General features: G+C 69.7%; 16 protein-coding genes. 5 read left to right on the forward strand and 11 right to left on the reverse strand.

The window, feature by feature from the left end:
• Positions 1–4 precede the first annotated feature (4 nt).
• On the forward strand, positions 5–493 hold the full coding sequence (locus tag VEC11_RS17800; RefSeq protein WP_464135435.1) for a hypothetical protein: 489 nt from the start codon (positions 5–7) through the stop codon (positions 491–493).
• Here VEC11_RS17800 and VEC11_RS17805 read toward each other — a convergent pair whose 3' ends face one another.
• Entirely contained in the window at positions 494–2,101 is a 1,608-nt protein-coding gene (locus VEC11_RS17805) for a lysine--tRNA ligase (protein ID WP_464135438.1), read from the reverse strand. It lies immediately after the preceding gene.
• 16 nt (positions 2,102–2,117) lie between these two features.
• Here VEC11_RS17805 and VEC11_RS17810 point away from each other — a divergent pair, with 16 nt between their 5' ends.
• Positions 2,118–4,838, forward strand: coding sequence for an ATP-dependent DNA helicase (locus VEC11_RS17810; RefSeq protein WP_464135441.1), 2,721 nt, complete (start codon positions 2,118–2,120; stop codon positions 4,836–4,838).
• Entirely contained in the window at positions 4,835–5,365 is a 531-nt protein-coding gene (locus VEC11_RS17815) for a SixA phosphatase family protein (RefSeq protein WP_464135444.1), read from the forward strand. The genes VEC11_RS17810 and VEC11_RS17815 overlap by 4 nt, the downstream gene beginning before the upstream one ends.
• Before the next feature lie 6 nt (positions 5,366–5,371).
• Here the strand turns inward: VEC11_RS17815 and VEC11_RS17820 are convergent, their stop codons facing one another.
• The 6 genes from VEC11_RS17820 to rpmF all read right to left on the reverse strand — a co-directional run bounded on the left by VEC11_RS17820 (position 5,372) and on the right by rpmF (position 8,877).
• Complete coding sequence (locus VEC11_RS17820) at positions 5,372–5,833, reverse strand: hypothetical protein (protein ID WP_464135446.1); 462 nt, start codon at positions 5,831–5,833, stop codon at positions 5,372–5,374.
• Complete coding sequence (locus VEC11_RS17825; RefSeq protein ID WP_464135448.1) at positions 5,830–6,225, reverse strand: MerR family transcriptional regulator; 396 nt, start codon at positions 6,223–6,225, stop codon at positions 5,830–5,832. Before VEC11_RS17825 ends, VEC11_RS17820 begins: the two co-directional genes overlap by 4 nt.
• Before the next feature lies 1 nt (position 6,226).
• Positions 6,227–6,550, reverse strand: a complete 324-nt coding sequence (locus VEC11_RS17830) for an integration host factor subunit alpha (protein ID WP_464135451.1) — start codon at positions 6,548–6,550, stop codon at positions 6,227–6,229.
• A 98-nt stretch (positions 6,551–6,648) separates the two neighbouring features.
• Positions 6,649–7,620 (reverse strand): beta-ketoacyl-ACP synthase III, encoded by a 972-nt coding sequence (locus VEC11_RS17835; RefSeq protein WP_464135455.1) that lies wholly within the window; start codon positions 7,618–7,620, stop codon positions 6,649–6,651.
• On the reverse strand, positions 7,617–8,666 hold the full coding sequence (gene plsX / locus VEC11_RS17840) for a phosphate acyltransferase PlsX (RefSeq protein ID WP_464135458.1): 1,050 nt from the start codon (positions 8,664–8,666) through the stop codon (positions 7,617–7,619). Before plsX ends, VEC11_RS17835 begins: the two co-directional genes overlap by 4 nt.
• A 31-nt stretch (positions 8,667–8,697) precedes the next feature.
• Positions 8,698–8,877 (reverse strand): 50S ribosomal protein L32, encoded by a 180-nt coding sequence (rpmF, locus tag VEC11_RS17845; RefSeq protein ID WP_395611694.1) that lies wholly within the window; start codon positions 8,875–8,877, stop codon positions 8,698–8,700.
• A gap of 204 nt (positions 8,878–9,081) precedes the next feature.
• Between rpmF and VEC11_RS17850 the strand changes: the two genes are divergently transcribed.
• A complete protein-coding gene (locus VEC11_RS17850; protein WP_464135581.1) occupies positions 9,082–9,495 on the forward strand; it encodes an MAPEG family protein in 414 nt (137 codons plus the stop codon).
• A 7-nt stretch (positions 9,496–9,502) separates the two neighbouring features.
• Here the strand turns inward: VEC11_RS17850 and VEC11_RS17855 are convergent, their stop codons facing one another.
• Positions 9,503–10,180, reverse strand: coding sequence for an MBL fold metallo-hydrolase (locus VEC11_RS17855; RefSeq protein WP_464135464.1), 678 nt, complete (start codon positions 10,178–10,180; stop codon positions 9,503–9,505).
• Positions 10,181–10,230: 50 nt separating this feature from the next.
• Here VEC11_RS17855 and VEC11_RS17860 point away from each other — a divergent pair, with 50 nt between their 5' ends.
• Entirely contained in the window at positions 10,231–10,998 is a 768-nt protein-coding gene (locus tag VEC11_RS17860; protein WP_464135466.1) for a class I SAM-dependent methyltransferase, read from the forward strand.
• 1 nt (position 10,999) lies between these two features.
• On the opposite strand, the gene VEC11_RS17865 is transcribed toward VEC11_RS17860, so the two are convergent.
• Genes VEC11_RS17865 through VEC11_RS17875 form a run of 3 tightly spaced genes read right to left on the reverse strand, consistent with a single transcriptional unit; the run spans position 11,000 to position 14,049 of the window.
• Positions 11,000–11,614 carry a DUF4328 domain-containing protein gene (locus VEC11_RS17865; protein WP_464135468.1) on the reverse strand — a complete coding sequence of 205 codons (615 nt, stop codon included), beginning with the start codon at positions 11,612–11,614 and terminating at the stop codon, positions 11,000–11,002.
• Positions 11,614–12,087, reverse strand: a complete 474-nt coding sequence (locus VEC11_RS17870; protein ID WP_464135470.1) for a hypothetical protein — start codon at positions 12,085–12,087, stop codon at positions 11,614–11,616. The genes VEC11_RS17865 and VEC11_RS17870 overlap by 1 nt, the downstream gene beginning before the upstream one ends.
• An 18-nt stretch (positions 12,088–12,105) precedes the next feature.
• Positions 12,106–14,049 carry a S9 family peptidase gene (locus tag VEC11_RS17875; protein WP_464135473.1) on the reverse strand — a complete coding sequence of 648 codons (1,944 nt, stop codon included), beginning with the start codon at positions 14,047–14,049 and terminating at the stop codon, positions 12,106–12,108.
• Positions 14,050–14,078: the final 29 nt, after the last annotated feature.

The following is a 14,078-nucleotide window of genomic DNA, read 5'->3' on the forward strand; positions in this document are numbered from 1 at the left end:
GCGCATGAGGATGCTCGCCATCGCCCTGGCGGCAGGCGCTGCACTGCTGCCGCAGCCTGTGGCCGCCTGCGTCGTTGCCATCGCCCCGGAAGAGCCGCCGCCGGCAAACGCGGCCGAGCGGCGCGCGCTTCGGCAGCGTATGGCGGAGCACCGGCGCTTCCTGGCCCGCCAGGCAATCGCCACCTATCACGCCGCCACCTCGCTCGTCGAGCTCGTGGTCGTCGAGGTGCCCGACTGGCGCCGGCCGATCCGGATGCGCGTGACCGCCGTCTACAAGGGCGATTTCACGCCCGGCCAGGAGATCGCTTTCCCGCAGGAGCTGCCCAACAGTTGCGGCGGCCTGTTCCGCCCCACCCTGCATCCGGGGATGCGCGGCTTCATGCATCTGCGCGAGACCGAGACCCCGCCTTATTATCAGTTCAACGGCTTCCTGTCGGACGACACCGTCCGGACGCTCCGGCAGAACCGGATCCTGCCGCGCCCGCGCCGCTGATCAGCCGGCGCGGCCCAGCGCCTCGGCGATCAGCTTGCGGCCGTTGCCGATCCCGTAAAGCGCGAAGAAGCTGCCCATGCGCGGGCCCTGGCTGGTGCCGAGCAAGGTCTCGTAGAGCACGCGGAAGAAGTCGCGCAGTGCCTCCTTGCCGTAATGCGCCTTGCCGACCTCGTAGACCTCGTTCTGGATCGCCTCGGCGCCCGCATCCTCCGGGAGGGCTGCCAGCCGCGCGTCGAGGTCGCGCAGGGCCGTCGCCTCCGCCTCGGTCGGCGCGCGATGGTGGAGCGAATTGGCGATGAAGTCGCGGAAGTAGGCGAGCGCATAGTCCAGCCGCCGGTCCAGCTCCGGATGCGTTTCGGGCGAGGTATCCGGCGCATAGCGCTTCACGAAGCCCCAGAGCAGGTCCTTGTCGTCCGTCGAGGCGACCGCGACGAGGTTCAGCAGCAGGGCGAAGCTGATCGGCATCCGCGCCGGCGGCGGATCGCCGGCATGGACGTGGTGGACCGGATTGCCCGTCCTTTTGTCCCATTCCTGGCCCGGCCAGGCGGCCAGGAACTGGTCATATTCGTCGACCGCCTTCGGGATGATGCCGAAGCTCAGTTGCTTCGCCTTCCTCGGCTCGCGGTAGATGTAGAAGGAGAGGCTCTCCTCGGGCGCATAGGTCAGCCACTCGTCGATGGTGACGCCATTGCCCTTCGTCTTGGAGATTTTCTCGCCATTCTCGTCGAGGAAGAGCTCGTAGTTGAAGCCCTCGGGCGGGCGGGCGCCGAGCACGCGGGTGATCTTCGAGCTCTGGATCACCGAATCGATCAGATCCTTGCCCGACATTTCGTAATCGACGCCGAGCGCGACCCAGCGCATCGCCCAGTCCACCTTCCACTGCAGCTTGGCGCCGCCGGAGAGGATCGACTGCTCGACGCGCGTCCCCTCGTCTTCGAAGGCGACCATGCCGGTCTCCGCGTCCAGCACCTTGACCGGCACCTGCAGCACCTTGCCGCTCCGCGGGCTGATCGGCAGCACCGGCGAATAGGTCTTGCGGCGCTCCTCGCGCAGGGTCGGCAGCATGACGTCGAGGATCGCGTCGTAGCGGCGCAGCACTTGCTTCAGCGTCTCGTCGAACCGGCCCTCGCCATAGCAGTCCGAGGAGGCGAGGAACTCATAGTCGAAGCCGAACCGGTCGAGGAATTGCCGCAGCAGGTTGTTGTTGTGGTCGGCAAAGCTCCGGTGGCCGCAGCCATAGGGGTCGGGCACGCGGCTGAGCGGCTGGTCGAGATGCGCGTGCATCATGTCCTGGTGCGGCACGCCGGGCGGCACCTTGCGCATCCCGTCCATGTCGTCGGAAAAGGCGATGAGCCGGCTCGGCCAGTCGACCATCTCGGCGAGCGCGTGGCGGACCATCAGCGTGCGCGCCACCTCCTGGAAGGTGCCGAGATGCGGCAGGCCCGACGGCCCGTAGCCCGTCTCGAAGACGATCGCCTTGCCCGCCGGGGGCCCGTCCGGATAGCGCTTCAGGAGCTTGCGCGCTTCCTCATAGGGCCAGGCCCTGGAGATCTTCGCGGCCTCGCGCAGTTCGGGAGAGATCGACACCGTTGCCCTTTCGTTCCGCATGAGCCATGGCTGCGGGATGGCGGCCTCTTTGCCCTATCCCGCGCTGCACGCAACCCATGGCGGCATCTGGATCGCCTGGCCGGACGGAAAGGTGGAGGCGACGGGACGCGGCGAAGCGATCGCGCGGGCGGCCGAAACGCCGATGATCATGCTGAACGCGCCGCTCGTCGGCAACCGGCTCGGCTATCCCGATCTCAACGGCCTCGACCTGCTCGAGCTCTTCGCCTTCGTCCATCCGGCGCGCTTCGCAGTGCCGACGCCCCACGGCATGGCGCGGGCGCTCGGCCTCCCGGAGCCGGAGAGTGACGAGGCGGCGGCGACCTTCCTGCGCGACGCGGCGTCCACCCTGCTCGACACGCTCGGCGGCGACTGGCCCGAGCGCGAGGGCGCCTGGGCCTCGGCGCAGGCGCTCCACCGGCTGCGCTGGACCTGGGCGGGCGCGGTCGCTGACCGCCTGCAGCGGCCGGAGCGTGAGGAACGCTGGCTCTTCTCCCGCCTCCCCGAATGGGAGGACAGCGCCCCGCGCCCGCAGCCGCGCCCCGTCCGGCTCGACCTCGCCGACACCGCGCTGAGGCTCGAGGATCTGGTCGGCACGGATGCCGAGGTCCGCGACGGCCAGCGCGACTATGCCGCGGCCGCCGCCGTAATCTTCGATCCGCGCCGGGTCGAGGACCAGCCGAATCTGCTGCTCGCCGAGGCGGGGACCGGGATCGGCAAGACCCTGGGCTATCTCGCCCCGGCCTCGCTCTGGGCCGAGCAGGCGGACGGGGCGGTCTGGATCTCGACCTATACCAAGGCGCTGCAACGCCAGCTCGACCGCGAAGGCGAGCGCCTCTTCCCCGACGCCGCCGAGCGCCGGCAGCGAATCGTGATCCGCAAGGGCCGGGAAAACTATCTCTGTCTGCTCAACCTGGAGGATGCGCTGCAGGGCGGCTTTGCCGGCCGCGCCGCAATCCTTGCCCAGCTCGCCGCGCGCTGGGCCGCCTGGACGCGCGACGGTGACATGGTCGGCGGCGACCTGCCGGGCTGGCTGACCAGCCTGTTCCGCCGCGCCGGCGCGACCGCGCTCACCGACCGGCGCGGCGAATGCGTCTATGCGGGCTGCCCGCATTACCGGCGCTGCTTCATCGAACGCGCCGCCCGCGCCAGCCAGCATGCCGATCTCGTCATCGCCAATCATGCCCTGGTCATGGTCAATGCCGCGCGCGGCCGGGAGGAAGGCCGGGCGCCGACCCGGATCGTCTTCGACGAGGGTCATCATCTGTTCGACGCCGCCGATTCGACCTTCGCCGCCGCCTTCACCGGCCAGGAGGCGATCGAATTGCGGCGCTGGATCGTCGGGCCCGAGGGCCGCACCCGCGGCCGGCGGCGCGGCCTCGCCGCCCGGCTGATGGACGTCGCCTCCTATGACGAGGCGGGGGCGCTGGCGCTGGACGGCGCGATCCAGCATGCGGGCGCGCTGCCGGGCGACGGCTGGCTTGGCCGGATCGCCGAGGGCGCGGCCTTCGGCCCGGTCGAGGCCCTGCTCGCCGCGGTGCGCTCCACCGTCTACGCCCGGGCCACGGCGCAGGATGCGGGCTACGGCCTCGAGACCGAGCTGGCCGAGCCCGATCCGGCCCTGGTCGAGGCGGCCGCGCCCGCCGTCCAGGCGCTGGAGCAATTGGTCCGGCCCCTTGTCGCGCTCGGCAAAAGGCTGGAGGCGGTGCTCGAGGATGCGCCGGACTGGCTCGACGCGCAGGCCCGCGCCCGCGTCGAGGGCGCGATCGGCGGGCTCGGCTGGCGGACGCAGACCCTCCAGGCCTGGATCGCGCTCGCCGCGCGGATCGGCGGCCCCGCCGATGCCGACTTCGTCGACTGGCTCGCCGTCGACCGGGTCGAGGGGCGCGAATATGATGTCGGCCTGCACCGCCACTGGCTCGACCCGACCCGCCCCTTCGCCGAGTCGGTGCTGAAGCCCGCGCACGGGGTGCTCGTCACCTCGGCCACCTTGCGTGCGGGTGCCGACTGGCCGATCGCCGAGGCCCGGACCGGCGCCCTGCATCTCGGCGGCCCGGCCGCGCGCTTCGAGGCCGCCAGCCCGTTCGATTATGCCGCCAACAGCGAGGTGCTGATCGTCACCGACGTGAAGCGCGGCGATCTCGCCGCCCTGGCCGGCGCCTATTCCCGGCTGATCGAGGCCGCGGACGGCGGCACTCTGGGCCTGTTCACCGCCATCCAGCGCCTGAAGGCCGTCCATGCCCGGATCGCCGACCGCCTCGCCCGCGCCGGGCTCCCGCTCTACGCCCAGCATGTCGACCCGATCGATACCGGCACACTCATCGACATTTTCCGCGACGATCCCCACGCCTCCCTCCTCGGCACCGATGCGCTCAGGGACGGGGTCGACGTGCCCGGCCATTCGCTGCGCCTGGTCGTGATGGAAGGCGTGCCCTGGCCGCGGCCGACCGTGCTCCATGCGGCGCGCAAGGCGGCCGGCGGCGGCACAAGCTATGACGACCGCGTCGTACGCGCCCGCCTCGCCCAGGCCTTCGGCCGTCTGATCCGCCGCGCCGGCGACCGCGGCATGTTCGTCCTGCTCTCGGCCGCCACCCCCACCCGCCTGCTCGACGGCTTCCCGCCCGGCGTGCGCGTCTCGCGCGTGCCGCTCGACGGGGCCATAGACCGGGTGCGCGAGCGGCTGGCATCCGGAACCGGCGCCGTGCATGATGAGCGCGAGAGGATCGACGGGGCGGGATGAAGACGCTGACCTTGCTGCGCCACGCCAAGTCCGGCTGGGACGCGCCGGTCGCGCGCGATTTCGACCGGCCGCTAAACGCGCGAGGCCACAAGGCGGCGCGGGCCATGGGCCGGGAGATGCGCCGCCTCGGCCTCGGCTACGACCTGATCCTGGCCTCGCCGGCCGTCCGGGTCACCGAGACCCTGACCGAGCTGGCGCAGGGCTATGGCGGCGCGGTCGCCACCCATTTCGACGAGACTATCTATCTGGCGCCGGTCGAGACGCTGCTGGCCCTGGTCCGCGACGCCGACGACGAGGTCGAGCGGCTGCTCCTGGTCGGCCACAATCCGGGGATGGAGCAGCTTGCCTTGCTGCTCTCCGGCGGCGGCGCGCTGCACGACCAGATCGCGGTCAAATATCCGACGGGCGCGCTCGCCGAGATCGGCTTCGACGCCGCGCATTGGCGCGACGTCGCGCCCGGCGAGGGCCGGCTCGCGCGCTTCATCCGCCCGCGCGAGCTGGCCGAGGGCCTGGGGCCCGGGGACTAGCCGCCTTTATTGCTGGCGCTGGGCGGCGTCGAAGCGCGACTGGAAGAGCTGCAGCCGCTCGTCAATCTGCGCCTGCTCCTCCGGTCGCGCCTGGCCATGGAGGAAGCGAAACCGGTAGCGGCCATTGTCGATCTCGAGCACGCCGAGCTGGCTGCCCGCCGCGATGAACAACGGCAGGCCGAGGTGGATCACCCGGTCGTCCCAGGCGGCCGGGACGACGCTGGTGCGGCCGCAGGAAATCGCGGCAATGCCTTGCGGGATGGCGGGCGCGAAGGCGCGGCCGCCGGCCGTCTGCTCGAGGACGTGCAGGTCCGGCGCCTCGATCGTGACCATCCGGCCGCGTTGCTGCTCGAGCATGTCGCAGCGCATCTCGCGCAGCTCGCGCGACGTGCCCGCCGCGGGCGCCGCGGCGAGAAGGGTGGCGCCGCCCAGGGCGGCGAGCGAAAGCAGGGTCAAGCGCTTGGTCACAGGGCCGTCTCCTCCAAAGCGTCGGCCAGCGTCTGCCTCAGTGCGCGCAGCGCGGCCGCAGGGAAGGGGGTGGAATGATCGGTCGAAATCGCCGCGGATGCAAGGGGGGTCCGCTCGCCCTCCGCTTCCGAGGGCGCCGCGCCGCCGGCCTTCAGCAATTGCTGGACGCCGCGGATCGTATAGCCGTCCTGGTTGAGCAGCCGGTGGATCCGCCGCGCGAGCGCGACGTCGTCCGGCCGGTAATAGCGCCGGTTGCCGGCCCGCTGCAGCGGCCGCAGCTGCGGGAAGCGCGTCTCCCAATAGCGCAGGATGTGCTGCGGGACCCCGAGGTCGCTGGCGAGTTCGCCGATCGTCCGGAAAGCGTGCTCGCTCTTGCGGACCGGTTCCGGCATATCAGCTCGTGCGGGCAATCCGCTCGCGCATGATCTGGCTGGCGCGGAAGGTGAGGACGCGGCGGGGCGCGATCGGCACCTCGACGCCCGTCTTCGGATTGCGGCCGATCCGCTCGCCCTTGTCGCGCAGGATGAAGCTGCCGAAGCCCGAAATCTTGACGTTCTGGCCGTCGGCCAGAGCGGCGCACATATGATGCAGGATGCCCTCGACGATCCCGGCCGATTCGGCGCGGGACAGGCCGATCTCGCGATGCACGATATCGGCGAGGTCCGCGCGGGTCAGCGTACCCACGGACGGTTTCCTGGCTGCGCCCAGATCGGCCATCGAAACATTCCCCCTAGGACTTCAAACCGCAACATTAGAACAGCTTGCCTCTCTTAGCAACGTGACTTTTCCGCAAATTCGGCACCGGTCGGAACGCGCTAGTAACGAACCACCGCGGCGCCCCAGGTGAAGCCCCCGCCCATCGCCTCGAGCACGAGCAGGTCGCCCCTACGGATCCGTCCGTCGCGCACTGCCGTGTCGAGCGCGAGCGGAACCGAGGCGGCAGAGGTGTTGGCGTGGCGGTCGACGGTGACGATCACCTTTTCCGGCGCCAGGCCGAGCTTCTTCGCGGTCGCGTCGAGAATGCGCTTGTTGGCCTGGTGCGGCACCACCCAGTCGACATCCCCGGGCTCGTGCCCGGCAGCGTCCAGCACTTCGTGCATCACCCCCGCCAGGTTCACGACCGCGTGCCGGAACACCTCCTTGCCCTTCATCCGCACCGTGCCCACGGTCTGGGTCGTCGACGGGCCGCCGGTCACATAGAGCAGATCGTTATGGCGCCCGTCGGCGTGCAGGCGGCTCGCCAGGATCCCGGAATCCGGATCGCCCTCCTCGGCCGTCAGCACCACCGCGCCGGCGCCGTCTCCGAACAGGACGCAGGTCGTGCGGTCCTCCCAGTCGAGGATGCGGCTGAACGTCTCGGCGCCGATCACCAGGGCATGGTCGGCCATGCCGCCCTTCAGCATATTGTCCGCGACCGAGAGCGCATAGAGGAAGCCGGTGCAGACCGCGGCCACGTCGAAGGCGATGCAGTCGTCGATGCCGAGCATCGTCTGGACGATCGTCGCGGTGGCGGGGAAGGTCTGGTCGGGCGTGGCGGTGGCCAGCACGATCAGCCCGATCCGGTCGGCTGCGACCCCGGCGGCGGCCAGCGCCCGACGCGCGGCGTCGGCGGCGAGCGTAGCCGTGGTCTCGCCCTCGCCGGCGATGTGGCGGTTGCGGATGCCGGTCCGCTCGACGATCCACTCGTCGGTCGTGTCGATATTCTTCCAGGCAGCCAGCTCGTTATTGGACACGCTGCGCGCGGGCAAGGCGGCGCCGGTACCGGCAATGATCGAGCGACGGGTCATTTGGCGGCGGCGAGCTGGGCGTTCTGGGCGGAGATGTTGGCGAGATCCTCGGTGATCTTGCGGGTGAGATCCTCGCGCACCATCCGCGCGGCGACCCGGATGGCATTGGCGACGCCCTTGTCGCTGGCGCTGCCATGGCTCTTCACGACCAGGCCGTTGAGGCCGAGGAAGACGGCGCCGTTGTGATTGTTCGGATCGAGATGATGGCGCAGCAGCTCCGTCGCGGGCCGCGAGATCAGGAAGCCGAGCTTGGAGCGGGCCGAGCTGGTGAAGGCGCGCCGCAGCAGATCGGTGACGAAGCGCGCCGTCCCTTCGAGCGACTTGAGCGCAATGTTGCCGGAAAAGCCGTCGGTGACGATCACGTCGGTATTGCCGCGGGAGAGCTTGTCGCCCTCGATATAGCCGTCGAAGCGCATGTGCAGATGCTGCGAGCCGCGCAGGATCGCGGCGGCGTCCTTCAGCTCGTCCGTGCCCTTCAGCTCCTCGGTGCCGATGTTGAGCAGCTGCACGCGCGGCCGCTCCAGCTCGAGCACGACCCGCGCATAGGCGGCGCCCATCACCGCGAACTGGACGAGGTTGTTGGTGTCGCACTCGGTATTGGCGCCGAGATCGAGCATCACGCAGTCATTGGCGCCGAGCGTCGGCAGCAGGGCCGCGAGCGCGGGCCGGTCGATGCCGGGCATCGTGCGGAGCGCGATCTTGGACATCGCCATCAAGGCGCCGGTATTGCCGCAGGAGAGCGCGGCCTGCGCCTCGCCCTCCTTCACCGCCGCGATGGCGCGGCCCATGGAGGAGGATTTGGCGCGGCGGATGGCCTGGCTCGGCTTTTCGTCGCCCGAGATGACGTCGTCGCAATGGACGATCGAGGCCACCGCCTCGAGCCCGTCATGCTTGACCAGCTCGGCGCGGATCGCGTCCTCATGGCCGAACAGCAGGAAATGGAGATCGTCGCGGCGTTGCCAGGCGATGGCGGCACCCGCCACCGTCACTTCCGGACCCGAATCGCCACCCATCGCGTCGATTGCGATCCGTGGGCCCTGTCCCAACGCGGTTCTCCGTTCAGCCGTCGGCTTTCCCTTACGCCTCGGTCTTGAGGATTTCACGCCCCTTATAGTGACCGCAGCTCGGGCAGAGGTTGTGCGGCAGGCGGAGCTCGCCGCAATTCGGGCATTCCTGATAGCCCGTCGCCTTCAGCGAATCGTGGCTGCGCCGCATGTTGCGCTTGGAGGGCGAGGTTTTTCTCTTGGGGACGGCCATCGTGGCACCTGTTCTCGTTCAAAAGGGTCTGGCGAAAGTGATGTGGCGAGCGCCGGGTCTTTGGTCAACGGCCGGTCCGGCCGCTGGCCTCGCGGCCTGAAGCTCTCGCATGAAGGGTGCCGCCTATAGCGATTTGGCCCGCGGTTGCAAGCATGGCGGCGCATGTTACGGAGGAGGCCAGCGAGGGGAATATCCATGATACCGATCATCCTGCCGATCACGCTCACCATCGCCGGCGCCGCCGCGCTGCTGCACGTCTGGCTGAGCCTCCGCGTCTCGCGGCTGCGCCGGCCGCTGAAGATCGGGATCGGCGACGGCGGCAACGAGGTGCTGCTCCGGCGGATGCGCGCGCATGCCAATTTCGCCGAGAACATGCCGATCTTTTTGGTGCTGCTCGGCTTCGTCGAGCTGGCCGTCGGCAAGAGCGTCTGGCTCTGGGCGGCGGGTATCGTCTTCGTCCTCGCCCGCATCGCCCATGCCTTCGGCATGGACCGGCCCGGCGCGAACCTGCTGCGCGTCGCCGGCATCGCCCTGAGCTGGCTCGTCCTGCTCGGGCTCGGCGCCTTCGCCATCTACCTCGCTTATACCAGCCCGTCCCTGTTCGAAGCCGGTCGCTGACCGCGCGTCAGGCGCGCGCCAGCACCCGGTCGGCGACGAACGGGTTGGTCTGCCGCTCGTGCCCGAACGTGCTCATCGGCCCGTGGCCCGGGACGAAATGGGTGTCGTCGCCGAGCGGCCAGAGCCGGCCGGTGATCGCATCGAGCAGGTCCTGGTGATTGCCCATCGGGAAGTCGGTGCGGCCGATCGAGCCCTGGAACAGCACGTCGCCGACGATCGCCAGCTTCGAGGCCGGATGGTGGAAGACGACATGGCCGGGCGTGTGACCGGGGCAATGGTAGACATCGAGCACCAGCTCGCCGACCGTCACGCTGTCGCCGTTGACCAGCCAGCGGTCGCTCTCGAAGCTCTTGCCGGTGATCCCGTAATTGCGCCCGTCATCCTCGAGCCGCGCGATCCAGAAGCGGTCGTCCTCGTGCGGCCCCTCGATCTTCACGCCCAGCTCCTCGGCGAGGATCTTGGCCGAGCCGCAATGATCGATATGGCCGTGGGTGAGCAGGATCTTCTCGACCGTGACGCCATGCTGGACGGCCGCGGCCTTCAGCCGGTGGAGGTCGCCGCCCGGGTCCGTGAACGCCCCGCGCATGGTCTTCGTGCACCAGATCAGGCAGCAATTCTGCTGCAGCGGCGTCACCGGGATGATCGTCGCCCGAAGCGGGGGCGCGGAGGCGGGAGCACTGGCCATGGACCGCAAATGGCCTTGGCGGCGGGCCGATGCAAGCTATGCTGGCCCGGATGGACCTCAACCGCCGCCAGCTGCTCGCCGCCACGGCGGCCCTGCCCCTGCTCAGCGCGGCAGCCGAGCCGGAATATGACGTCCCCTATGTCCCGACCCCGGCGGAGCTGGTCGAGAAGATGCTCGATCTCGCCGGGGTCACCGCGTCCGACTATCTGATCGACCTCGGCTGCGGCGACGGCCGGATCGCGCTTGCGGCGGCGCGCCGGGGCGCCCGCGCGCTCGGCGTCGACATCGATCCGGTGCGCATCCAGGAGGCGGTCAACGCCGCCCGCTTCGCGCAGATGGAGAGCCGCGTCGTCTTCCGCCGGCAGGATCTGTTCCGCACGCCGATCTATGAGGCGAGCGTGATCACCCTCTATCTGCTGCCGCGCATCAACCTCGAATTGCGCCCGCGCCTGCTGACCGAGCTCCGCCCCGGCAGCCGCGTCGTCAGCCACGCCTTCCACATGGGCGACTGGCGGCCCGAGGCGCAGGAGGAGCTGGAGGGAAGGCGCATCTTCCTCTGGATCGTCCCCGCCGTCGCCGGCGGCAGCTGGACGCTGACCGAGGCGAACGGCGCCAGCTGGACGCTGGAGATCGAGCAGCGCTTCCAGGAGGTGAGCGGCACGCTGACCGGCCCATCCGGCGCGCTCGCCCTCGAGCGGCCGGTGCTGCGCGGCACCCGGCTCGGCTTCACCGCGGGCGGGCGGGCCTTCGCCGGCATCGTCGGCGACGCCTCGATCGCGGACGAAGGCGGCGCCTGGACCGCGCGCCGGCTGACCTGAGCTAGCGGAACGTCTCGCTCAGATGGGCGGGGCTCACCTGCAGCCTCTGGATCCGCATCATCAATGCGACGCTGAGCAAATTGGCCAGGATGCCGGCGCCGTTGGAGATCAGGTCCAGCACCCCCACCGCCTCCACCACGTCATAATCGCCGCTGAGCCAGAGCCGGAAGGAGAAGGAGGCGGCAAGGTGCGTGGCCAGCATCGCCGCCCACCAGAAGCCGATCAGGGGCGCGGTCGGCTGGCCCTGCCAGTCCCGCGGCGAGGCGCTCGCCTTCCAGGTGTCGCGCATCACCACGAAGGGCATGAACAGGAAGACGATCGGAATGAAGAACCAGGCGACCGAGAGCCCCGGCGAGCCCGTCAGCCCGTCCGCGCCCATCGCCCGGACATTGGCGTTGGCCCGGTAGAACCAGAGCAGGAACAGGATCAGCGAGCCGACCGCGGTGACGAGCTGGACGATGCCGAAGGCCGCGGCGAGATCGCCGTAGAGCAGGGCCCAGGGTCCCTGGACCAGCGCGATGGCCACCGCCGCGGCGCAGACCAGGCTGTCCGCATAGAGCGCCCAGCGCGCCGTCTCCGCGAGCCCGGCGGCGTCGCGGTAGACATAGGTCGTCATCAGGCCGCCCGGGCCGCCGGCCGGAAGCCGGCATCGGCCTTGAACGCTTTTTCGGCGTCGAGCCTGGTCTGCCGATAGAGCAGGAACAGCGGCAGGCCGAGGACCGCCAGCACGAGCGCCCAGACCGAGACCCCGTCGAGCAGACTCATCTGGAGGATGACGAGAAGCGTCATCGAAATGAAGACGCCAAGGCCGGCATATTCGTTGACCCGGCCGAAGCCGAAAGCCTCCCGCCCGTCGTCCGTCCGGACGCCGCTGATCCCGCGATGGTCGATCGCGGAGAAGGTATAGAAGCGGCCGCGCGTGCCGGGGGTCAGCAGGTCCGCGACATCGTTCATCACCACGGCCTTGGCCCAGGTCCTGGTGGAGCCGTCGTCGAGCCGGAACAGGATCCGGTCATAGACGCTCATCTTCGGCCGCCGGCGACGCAGGACCGCCTCCTCGACAGTGCCGTCGATCGTCGATGTCGCCATAACCCCTCCCTTTTTTCGCTAGCTTTGCGCTCCGCCGAGCAGGTTCGCCTGCCAGAACATCAGGTTCACCCAGAAATTATAGTCCTGATTCTCCTTCTTGGCGAAGCCGTGCCCCTCATTCTGGCCGATCAGGTGCCAGGCCGGGCGCCCCGCATTGCGGACCGCGGCGACCATCTGGTCGGCCTCGGACTGCGGCACGCGCGGATCGTTGGCGCCGGTGACGACCATCAAGGGAATGCGCAGCTCCGACACCCGGGTGAGCGGGCTGATCGCGGTCAGCTGCGCGCGCTGCGCCGCGTCGCGCTCGTCGCCATATTCGACGCGCCGCAGGTCGCGGCGATAGCTCTGGGTATTCTCCAGGAAGGTCACGAAATTGGAGATGGCGACGACGCAATTGGCGGCGCGCAGCCGGTCGCCGAAGCGGATCGCCGAGGCGTAGCACATATAGCCGCCATAGGAGCCGCCGGTGACCGCGAAGCGGGCCCGGTCGAGCGCCGGATCGTCCTGCAGCCGGTCGAGGAAGGCGCCGATGTCGCGGACGCTGTTCTCACGCAGCGCCGGCCCGTTGTCGAGGCTGACGAAGCGCTTGCCGAAGCCGGTCGAGCCGCGGACGTTCGGATAGAAGATGGCGATGCCGAGCTCGTTGATGAGATAGTTGTTGCGGCCGAGGAAACCGGGGCGGGACTGGCCCTCCGGCCCGCCATGGATGTTGACGAGCAGCGGCCGCCGCCCGGGGAAGCGGCGGGCGTCGGGCCGGTAGAGGAAGCCCGAGATGCGCTCGCCGTCGAAGCTCCGGGTCTCGACCAGTTCCGGCTCGACATTGGCCGAGGCGTCGAGGCCGCCCGTCTCGCTCCGCGTCCAGCGCGTCACCGCGAGCGTCTGCGGATCGACCGAATAGACGTCCGACGGGCTCCGCGCCGAGCTCAGGCTGAAGCCGACCGCGCCCCAGGGCGCGATCTGCAGGCCGCCGATCGTGCCCGCGGGCAGGTTGACCAGCCGGGCCGCGCCGGTGCGCGTGTCGAGCAGCCTGAGCCGGCTGCTTCCGGCCTCGTTGGTGACGAAGGCGATCGTCCGTCCATCCTCGGAGACGTCGAAATTCTCGACGTCCCAGTTGATGTTCGTCACCACCGGCGTGAACCTGCCGCTGGCCGGGTCGAGCCGGCCGAGCCGCTGGAAGTCCGAGCCCTCGTCGGAGGTGACCCAGAGCGTCCCGTCCGGCGCGAATTCGGCGCCGCCATAGGAAATGTCGCGAGCATGGTCGCCGATCGGCGTCATCCGCCCCGAGGCGAGATCCAGCATGTAGGGGTTCGACTTGGTGATCGAGATATAGTGGATCACCGCCGCCCTTTGGCCGTCGAAGGCGAAGTCGGCGACGCCCCAGCCGCCGCCCTGGACCTGCGCGACCATCCGGTTGGTCGAGGGATCGCGCGGGTCCATCACATAGATGTCGGAATCGGTGCCGTTTCGCCGGGTCGAGGTATAGGCGATCCAGCGCCCGTCATGGCTGAAGGCATTGTACCCGTTGCGGCTGCGCCCGTCGGTCAACAGGGTCAGCCGTCCGCCGGCGAGAGTGTAGAGCTGGAAGAATTCGCTACCGCCCGTGTCGCGGGTGGCGACGAGCACGTCCCCGGTCGGCGACCACCGGCCGCCGGTCGGCTCGGCCTCGAAGCTGATCTGCTGGCGGTCGCCCATCGGCACTGCCACGCGGTGGAGCTGGCTGGTGTCGCCGAAGCGTGTGGTGATCAGGATCGAGCGATCACGCGCGTTCCAGCCCGCAAAGCCGGCGGTGCGGAACTCCATATAGGGCCGGGTGCGCTGCGCCAGCTCCAGCGGCACTGCCGGAATACCGTCGGCGGTCAGCGCGGCGGGCTTCGGGACGGTGGGCGGAGCGCTCCCCTCCTGGGCGCCGGCGGCGGCGAGCGGCAGGACGGCGAGCGAGGCGGCAAGCAACTTCAGACGCATGAATTTCCTCCCGGACAGCTGGCCTTTGA

This window comes from Allosphingosinicella sp., assembly GCF_035626655.1.
Taxonomy (GTDB): domain Bacteria; phylum Pseudomonadota; class Alphaproteobacteria; order Sphingomonadales; family Sphingomonadaceae; genus Allosphingosinicella.

What these genes read in the sequence shown, in the direction of transcription:
- VEC11_RS17800 (WP_464135435.1), top strand. Translation starts at nt 5, where the DNA reads ATGAGGATGCTCGCCATCGCCCTGGCGGCAGGCGCTGCACTGCTGCCG.
- VEC11_RS17805 (WP_464135438.1), bottom strand. Translation starts at nt 2,101, where the DNA reads ATGCGGAACGAAAGGGCAACGGTGTCGATCTCTCCCGAACTGCGCGAG.
- VEC11_RS17810 (WP_464135441.1), top strand. Translation starts at nt 2,118, where the DNA reads ATGGCGGCCTCTTTGCCCTATCCCGCGCTGCACGCAACCCATGGCGGC.
- VEC11_RS17815 (WP_464135444.1), top strand. Translation starts at nt 4,835, where the DNA reads ATGAAGACGCTGACCTTGCTGCGCCACGCCAAGTCCGGCTGGGACGCG.
- VEC11_RS17825 (WP_464135448.1), bottom strand. Translation starts at nt 6,225, where the DNA reads ATGCCGGAACCGGTCCGCAAGAGCGAGCACGCTTTCCGGACGATCGGC.
- VEC11_RS17830 (WP_464135451.1), bottom strand. Translation starts at nt 6,550, where the DNA reads ATGGCCGATCTGGGCGCAGCCAGGAAACCGTCCGTGGGTACGCTGACC.
- VEC11_RS17835 (WP_464135455.1), bottom strand. Translation starts at nt 7,620, where the DNA reads ATGACCCGTCGCTCGATCATTGCCGGTACCGGCGCCGCCTTGCCCGCG.
- rpmF (WP_395611694.1), bottom strand. Translation starts at nt 8,877, where the DNA reads ATGGCCGTCCCCAAGAGAAAAACCTCGCCCTCCAAGCGCAACATGCGG.
- VEC11_RS17855 (WP_464135464.1), bottom strand. Translation starts at nt 10,180, where the DNA reads ATGGCCAGTGCTCCCGCCTCCGCGCCCCCGCTTCGGGCGACGATCATC.
- VEC11_RS17860 (WP_464135466.1), top strand. Translation starts at nt 10,231, where the DNA reads ATGGACCTCAACCGCCGCCAGCTGCTCGCCGCCACGGCGGCCCTGCCC.
- VEC11_RS17865 (WP_464135468.1), bottom strand. Translation starts at nt 11,614, where the DNA reads ATGACGACCTATGTCTACCGCGACGCCGCCGGGCTCGCGGAGACGGCG.
- VEC11_RS17870 (WP_464135470.1), bottom strand. Translation starts at nt 12,087, where the DNA reads ATGGCGACATCGACGATCGACGGCACTGTCGAGGAGGCGGTCCTGCGT.
- VEC11_RS17875 (WP_464135473.1), bottom strand. Translation starts at nt 14,049, where the DNA reads ATGCGTCTGAAGTTGCTTGCCGCCTCGCTCGCCGTCCTGCCGCTCGCC.